The sequence below is a fragment of the Arthrobacter sp. ISL-72 genome, from assembly GCF_018613755.1.
Lineage (GTDB): Bacteria > Actinomycetota > Actinomycetes > Actinomycetales > Micrococcaceae > Arthrobacter.
This window is the reverse complement of sequence record NZ_JAGGPP010000047.1, coordinates 1-6,434: the sequence shown is the minus strand read 5'-3', so window position 1 is coordinate 6,434 and position 6,434 is coordinate 1. Positions and strand designations below refer to the sequence as shown.

The 6,434-nt window shown below is 59.4% G+C and carries 5 protein-coding genes and 2 pseudogenes; 1 reads left to right on the top strand and 6 read right to left on the bottom strand.

Annotation, left to right across the window (positions count from 1 at the left end; translation table 11 throughout):
* Positions 1-1,257: 1,257 nt before the first annotated feature.
* Together J7I92_RS23130 and J7I92_RS23125 are read right to left on the bottom strand one after the other, a co-directional pair.
* Positions 1,258-2,686: pseudogene (locus J7I92_RS23130) on the bottom strand (thiamine pyrophosphate-dependent enzyme).
* Positions 2,687-2,923: 237 nt separating this feature from the next.
* Positions 2,924-3,442 (bottom strand): cupin domain-containing protein, encoded by a 519-nt coding sequence (locus J7I92_RS23125; protein WP_214844273.1) that lies wholly within the window; start codon positions 3,440-3,442, stop codon positions 2,924-2,926.
* A 193-nt stretch (positions 3,443-3,635) separates the two neighbouring features.
* Here J7I92_RS23125 and J7I92_RS23120 point away from each other — a divergent pair, with 193 nt between their 5' ends.
* Positions 3,636-4,205, top strand: coding sequence for a MarR family winged helix-turn-helix transcriptional regulator (locus tag J7I92_RS23120; protein WP_214844272.1), 570 nt, complete (start codon positions 3,636-3,638; stop codon positions 4,203-4,205).
* Between the two features lie 188 nt (positions 4,206-4,393).
* Here the strand turns inward: J7I92_RS23120 and J7I92_RS23115 are convergent, their stop codons facing one another.
* The 4 genes and pseudogenes from J7I92_RS23115 to J7I92_RS23100 form a co-directional block, all read right to left on the bottom strand.
* Entirely contained in the window at positions 4,394-5,194 is an 801-nt protein-coding gene (locus tag J7I92_RS23115) for an aspartate dehydrogenase domain-containing protein (RefSeq protein ID WP_214844271.1), read from the bottom strand.
* Positions 5,195-5,449: 255 nt separating this feature from the next.
* Positions 5,450-5,836, bottom strand: coding sequence for a RidA family protein (locus J7I92_RS24755; RefSeq protein WP_214844270.1), 387 nt, complete (start codon positions 5,834-5,836; stop codon positions 5,450-5,452).
* Positions 5,837-5,927: 91 nt separating this feature from the next.
* A complete protein-coding gene (locus J7I92_RS23105) occupies positions 5,928-6,209 on the bottom strand; it encodes a hypothetical protein (RefSeq protein ID WP_214844269.1) in 282 nt (93 codons plus the stop codon).
* 42 nt (positions 6,210-6,251) lie between these two features.
* Positions 6,252-6,434 (bottom strand): annotated as a pseudogene (locus J7I92_RS23100) (3-phenylpropionate dioxygenase); the annotation flags it as partial.

Here is a 6,434-nt window from a genome sequence, read left to right as displayed (position 1 = left end):
GGGCCGCGGTGCCCGTGATCGCGGAACTCTCACGGAGCGAAGGGCGGCGGCAGTTCGCTAGGCACTACATCAAATGCTTACAAAAGAGGGTGTGGACAGTGTCCACACCCGGGGCTTCGGAGTCGGTTGTACCGGCGTCGGACTGGGCCGGACTGGGGAGGTTTTCGGCGGAGCGGCGGATTCGCAGGGGAAGAGGCTGGTTCGAGTCCCACCTCGGGCACGTGTTTTCCCTGGTCAGGGGCTTGTGGGCCTCTGAGTGTGGACACTGTCCACACCCTGTTCGGAGATTGTTGGCGGGTGTCGGCCGCGCGGTGTGTAGTTATCTTTGGCCGTTCCTTGTGGCCGGTTAGTTCCTTTCCATGGATTGGGTGAATTTCTTCCTTGCCTACTCATTCATCGCAGGGACAGGTCTGGGCTACATGACCTGGCTGGTCTGGGGGAGCGGGACTATGCCGGCTTGGGATTTATTTCTTTCTCTCACGACTGTTCATGGGTGCTGCCCGGGGCTTACTACATGACCTATGGCTCCGTTTTTCGGCAGTCTCCATGCGCAGGGCGACGCCCATGCGGTTGGGGCCACGATGATGTAGACCAGGTTCCTGCGCGGCAGGAAGCCGATGGTAGGTCCGATCAAGCTGAGCACGTCGGCCAAGGCTGAGCGTTTCCATGACTCCGGTTCCCTCAGCGCCTGGCCGGTTCTGAACCCGGCCATTGGATGTGGGCGTTGTTCTGATAACGGAGTCACCGCTGGGTTGAGGGGCCGGAGTGCAACTTGGGGAAACCGGCCGAAACCACGACAATTTCGTGGGGAGATAAGCGACGGAGGAGCGCCGAACGAAACTTCGTGGGCGGCCGGCGCGGAGCGCCCTGATTGCGCGACGTGGGCAGGGCCTCCATAAAGGTGTTCCTGCTGTGCGCACTATTCGTCAGAGCCGTCGTCCTGCTTCTCCTCGCGGCCCCAGAAGACGTCCGCCGCGGCCTCAATGACGGCCTGAACCACAGCCCAGATGACCTCCAAGAGGATGGACATGCGGCCACGATACGACGAACGGCGTGCAGTGCATAGATGGAAACCGTGGTGCGGAACCAATGGTCTGCGGCGCGCATCTGCCATGGCGGGTCCGGATGCAATCGCTCTCAATTCGAGTTCGATAAGTGTGGGGACAGACATGTTTTCCGTTCGTAGAGCGGCTCGCCTTGAGGGGCGGTGTCCAGAGTTGGATGACGGCGGCAGGGTAGCCCAGTGCCGCGGCTGCTTTAGTAGGCCTTGACCCGTTGTCCGACCACTAGATGGATGAGCGCAAACATATGGGCTTCGTCGATCGCTTTCAGTGCTGCTTCATTTGCGGTAGGGATGTCGGCATCGTGGTCGACTTTGATGCCGAATCCACCAAAGGCTTGTGCCATGAGCGCAAATTCCGGGTTTTTTCAGTTGCGTTCCGGAGACCCGGTCAGGGTATTGGCGTTCCTGGTGGGAGCGGATAGTTCCGTATTCCTGGTTGTCCATCACGATCACCAGGGGAGTGGCACCGTACTGGGCTGCTGTGGCCAGTTCCTGGCCGTTCATAAGGAATTCGCCGTCACCAGCGATGGTGACGATGCGCCGGCCTGGGTATTCCAAGGACGCCGCGATGGCCGAGGGGATGGAGTACCCCATGGAGCCGTTGCGGGCGCTGATCATGGAGGCGTGGCCCTGGGAGGGGAAATAGCGGTGTGCCAAGTTGGTGTGTTCGCCGGCGCCAAGGGTGATCATGGCATCGGTCGGCAGCGCGGGCACGAGGTTGGCCATCAAGGTGTCCATCCGTGCAGGGCCGGCCGTAGGCGTCGCCGGAGGGAGGGCTGCGAAGGATTCCTGCTCACTGCGCATCCGTGCCGTCCGGGCTTTCCATTCGTCCTTTACCGGGAGTTCGATTTTGGCAAGGTCGTGAACGGAACCGTGCCCTGCGTCCGCCATTCTGCCGCTGCGGGAATGTGGTGCTTTTCCAGCCAGGCTGTGAGCTGGTCGGCGCCCTTTTGTGTCCAGTCATTGCCACCGGTCACGAACAGCGGCTCGCTCGATGCTGCCAGGGCCGCGGCCAGGGCATTGGAATCCGCTGTGGTCATGCCTCCCGTGGCAACAGGGATCGGCGGGTGAAGTTCGGCGGGGATCTGTTGCCTGATGACGTCCTCGGGCAGCCTGATGACGACGGGACCGGGGGCGTCCGCTCATTGCCGCAAAGATGGCCTCGGCGACGATTTCGGAGGCGCGTTCGGCATGGTCCAGGACCATAACGCGCTTGGCTCCGGTGTCGAACCAGGCTTTGATGTCGAATTCCTGGAAGGCCTCGCGATCGCGGTGGGCGAAGGGGATCAGGCCCACGAACAGCATCATGGGTGTGGAATCCTGCCAGGCAGTGTGCAGCCCAACATGGGCATTGGCCGCACCCGGACCCCGGGTGACCATCGCTATGCCGGGGAATTGGTTCATCTTGCCGTCGGCTTCCGCCATGTAGGTCGCGCCACCCTCGTGGCGGCAGACTATGGTTTCGATCATTGAGTCGTGAAGCCCGTCAAGTACATCCAAGAAGCTCTCGCCGGGGACAATATGCGCCCGCCTGATGCCGTGTGCGACAAGCGAATCAACAATGACGTGCCTGTTGATTTGTGGGTTTGCCCGCCCTGGCGGGCTGGAGGGTTTCCACTGCAACGGTCACTTGCTCACCGCTTCGTTCGCTAGGACGGCAATTGCCCTCCCAAGGTTGTGGGCGGGTTGGCATGGGGGAAGTGGCTTGGCCAATGTTGTCGACTCCATCGTCAATGCAGCTGATGCTGCTACTCAATGTCACAAACGAAAATATTGTCTTCTACTGATACCTGTTGGCTGCATTAAGAAGCGCGGGTACCAGCTGTGCAGCTGGTACCCGCGCTTCTCGGAGGAGCCGTTCTAACGAGTGACTCCGTGCATCTCGGAGGTCGGGGGGTAGAACGGGATCTCCGGCTTTTTCGCACCAATGATTACGCAGATCAGTGCATCTTCTTCGCTGACAGTGCGAAGGCTCCGGGGCACTCCTGCAGGAACACGAATGAGGTCACGGTAGCCCAGGACACGACTGGCCTTTTTTGTACCGTCCTCGACGTCGTGGACGCTGAACTCCACCTGCCCCTCGAGGACAAAGAACACCTCTTCGACGTCGGGGTGCGTGTGCTCAGGTCCTACGCACCCGGCGGGCAGAACCATATTGGAGAACGTGAAATGCTCGGCCTGGAGGATGTTGTTGTCATCCGAGTGGTCACCGGTAGCTCCGGAGCCAATGTAGCGGACCTGTCCGCGGCGGAATTTTTCGCCCATCTTCGTCTGGAACTTCAGGGTATCGAAGTCTACGATGCGGCTTTCACGGGAAGCGATAGACGAATCGATGAGTTCTTCGAGTTCTGTTGTCGGTGCACTTACGGTTTCGCTCATTGTTGGACCTCTCGGACTGGGGCGGATTTACAGTCATCAAAGCTTACGGGAACTCCCTCAACTCTAACTATCTCAAGACTAAGGGTTTTTGAACTAAGTAACAAGCCCCTAAGCAAAAGCGGTACCGAATTCATTGAATCGTGGGAAACTCAGTGTTAAGGTTCATTACTGACACTCTGGAGGGCAATAGGCCATGGCCAACAAAACAACCGAAGCCGATGCAATCGACGGCATACTTGCAGACTGGGCGCGGGAGCGTCCTGACCTCGATGCGAGCTCGATCGGCATCCTCGGCCGGCTCATGCGTCTGGGCAACCAGGTTCGCGCGGTAGAAAGTTCCTACTTTGACGAGTACGGTTTGACGCTGGCGTCCTTTGATGTGCTGGCTAATCTACGTCGCTCCGGACCCCCTCACCGGAAAACTGCCGGGGAGCTCGCTACGTCATCCATGCTCACGACAGGCGGCATTACCTTCCGGTTGGACCGGATGGAGGAACAGAACCTAATCGAGCGAGTACGAACTCGAGAGGACCGCCGGGTTGTCTACGCCCAACTGACCGCTCATGGCAAGGCTGTTATAGATGAGGCATTCGGTAAGCATTTAGAGCAGCAGCGTCAGCTGTTGAGTGGTCTGACGTCATCGGAACTCGACCAGCTGGCAATGCTGCTGAAGAAGGCAGAAGCATCGGTGGTGGCATATGATGCCGGCGTGATGGAAGCGGTTGACCAAAATTCCGAAACCAGCCCTGTCAAGATGCAATAGTCACTATTCCGCTGGCACCTCGCCGAACAGGACGTTTACCACCGGCCGCTCTAGCGCTCGGTTCGCACCTGTACTCGAGGAAACACAGTACATGATATGGTTTCGCGCAGGCCCGGATTAGGCAGGTCAGTGCGTCAGGAGGCCCTAATGCCTGGGAGCATCCTGCCTCAGGCGCCGCGCTCTTACGCTCACATAAGACCACCGCGGGCACCAATGATTGCTTCCAGAGAGCGGAGTACGGCGAAGGGTACTACGCCGCTTGTCCTTGGGTTTTCCTCGGAGGGTTTGTTGCGGATTTCGAACCGGTATTCGCCTACGTTTCCTGAAGCCTCGATGACGTGGCTGGTCAGTTCCGCTCCGGGGTCTGCCCTGACCCGCACCGTCACAGAGTCCCAGTCGTTTACGGCTATGGCAACGGCCGCGGCTGCGTTCAAGGACTTCGGGAAAAGTAGGGCAGCTTCAGCCGCCGGTCCCTGATAAACGTCCAAGGGGCCACGGGCGCTTTGTATTTGCTCGACTAGAGCATCCTCCATCCAGGGTTGGACGAGGGAGCCCGGCAACTTCGTCGTCGTGATCGTGACTCTGTCATAGCCTTCCATGCGGGCGCCCGAGGACAAAAGATCAAGGCCGCCGACTGCACCTGAGGTCAGGAACAGCCGTCCCGGCCCTGCTGCGTGAAGCTGCTTTGAGAGTCCTCTATCAGCAAGTGCGCCGATAGAAGTCACGAGCAGATCGACCCCCGCCGAGAGCACAACCTCGCCATGGTCAACAAGCGCTTCCTGGCCGGCACATTCAACCAGCAGGTCACAGCATTCCAGTGCCTGCTCCAGCGTGATCTGGCCTGCGGGAGCACCGCTAAGAGGACGGCGGGAGATAATTCCTTCTAAAGAGGCCCCGGGGACCCGCCCCGCGGCGACATCCGCAGCAACCCGCGCTCCGATGGCTCCATACCCGATAATCCCGACACGGCAAGTCTGCGCTGGCTTCATTTTGTCCTTCGAACTTCTTGGTCTCCCCGGGCGTGTACAAGCGGCCATGAATGGTTTCATGCCCCAGCCAACTCTCCGGTGTGGAGAAGATATAGTGTGTTTCGCAGGCGAGCAGGTGGCGTACTGCGGCACCTTGACAGATCAGCTTCGCGGCATGGTCTTAAAGTTCTCTACCGCTCGCCATCACCCTGTCCTAACCGGTGCTTAGGCACCCGCAGCGACCTGTTGTGAGGGACGGTAGGTTGGCCTTGAAAGTCAGCTGCTAGTTACAGCTGACTTTCGTGGGCCAACACCTACACTGGGCCCTCCCTCCGCCCGCATCGCCGCAGTTGGCGCTATTTGCGCTGGTGGGCAGCCCCAATGATCCCTTAGTGCTTCAATTTCCACGGTCAAGCCATCCTCGACGAGCCGGCTCACCTCCACCAGGGCGGAGCAAGGAAAGTCGCCGGAAAAAGTTTCCGACTTTGCCGTGCCGACCAGTCCCTTTTCGCTGATGTCTGTGAGGTAGACGCGCAGGATGAGGATGTCGTCAAGAGATGCCCCGCAGGCTTCCGTCAGGTCCTTGACTCGCCGGAAGGCTTCTTTTGACTGCAGGTAGGTGTCACTTCCGCCTACAACTCCGCCGGAGTCGCCCGCATGCATCCGGAGAGGAAAAAGTGCTTCCCATGGACTCGGGCATTACTAAACATCTTCTTGTGGGGCGGTTCGGGGACTGTCGTGGTTGTGGCTCGACTCATCGGTTGGCCCTTTCATTGGATTCCCTGCGCAGGCGTTCACGTACCGGCAGGAAGTCATATGTGAGGTAGAACTCAGTTGAGAACACTCCCCAGGCCCGTCGTTCAAGCTCCACGTTGATCGAATTCAGCAAAGCAGCCGGGAACCGGCGTGTAACTATCTGCCCGACGCCCATGGTCACTACCCAGGAGACGATTTCGCAGCCCTCGGGCGCGAAACCGTTCCACCAGTCGCCCTCGTCCAACCCGGCTTGGATCTGCTCCAGATGCTGACTGGTCATGCCGCAGGAAGACGGTCAGAAGCATAGATTCCCTGTCATCCACTACACGCTCTCGCCTGTCAGCATGGCGGCCTGCCTTTGGGCGTCGGCTTCGTATACGCGGCGGATCCGGGCGACGCCAAGATCATGCTGGTAGAGGTGTTCGTCTTTGTCAGCGTCTGCGGCGAGTGCTTCGAGTACTTCGCGGTCCTGCTCCAGGACTTCCCAGTGCTTTTCCTCAAGGGT

Coding starts and splice junctions, on each gene's coding strand:
- J7I92_RS23125 (WP_214844273.1), bottom strand. CDS start 3,442: ATGAGCGAAACCGTAAGTGCACCGACAACAGAACTCGAAGAACTCATC.
- J7I92_RS23120 (WP_214844272.1), top strand. CDS start 3,636: ATGGCCAACAAAACAACCGAAGCCGATGCAATCGACGGCATACTTGCA.
- J7I92_RS23115 (WP_214844271.1), bottom strand. CDS start 5,194: ATGAAGCCAGCGCAGACTTGCCGTGTCGGGATTATCGGGTATGGAGCC.
- J7I92_RS24755 (WP_214844270.1), bottom strand. CDS start 5,836: ATGCATGCGGGCGACTCCGGCGGAGTTGTAGGCGGAAGTGACACCTAC.
- J7I92_RS23105 (WP_214844269.1), bottom strand. CDS start 6,209: ATGACCAGTCAGCATCTGGAGCAGATCCAAGCCGGGTTGGACGAGGGC.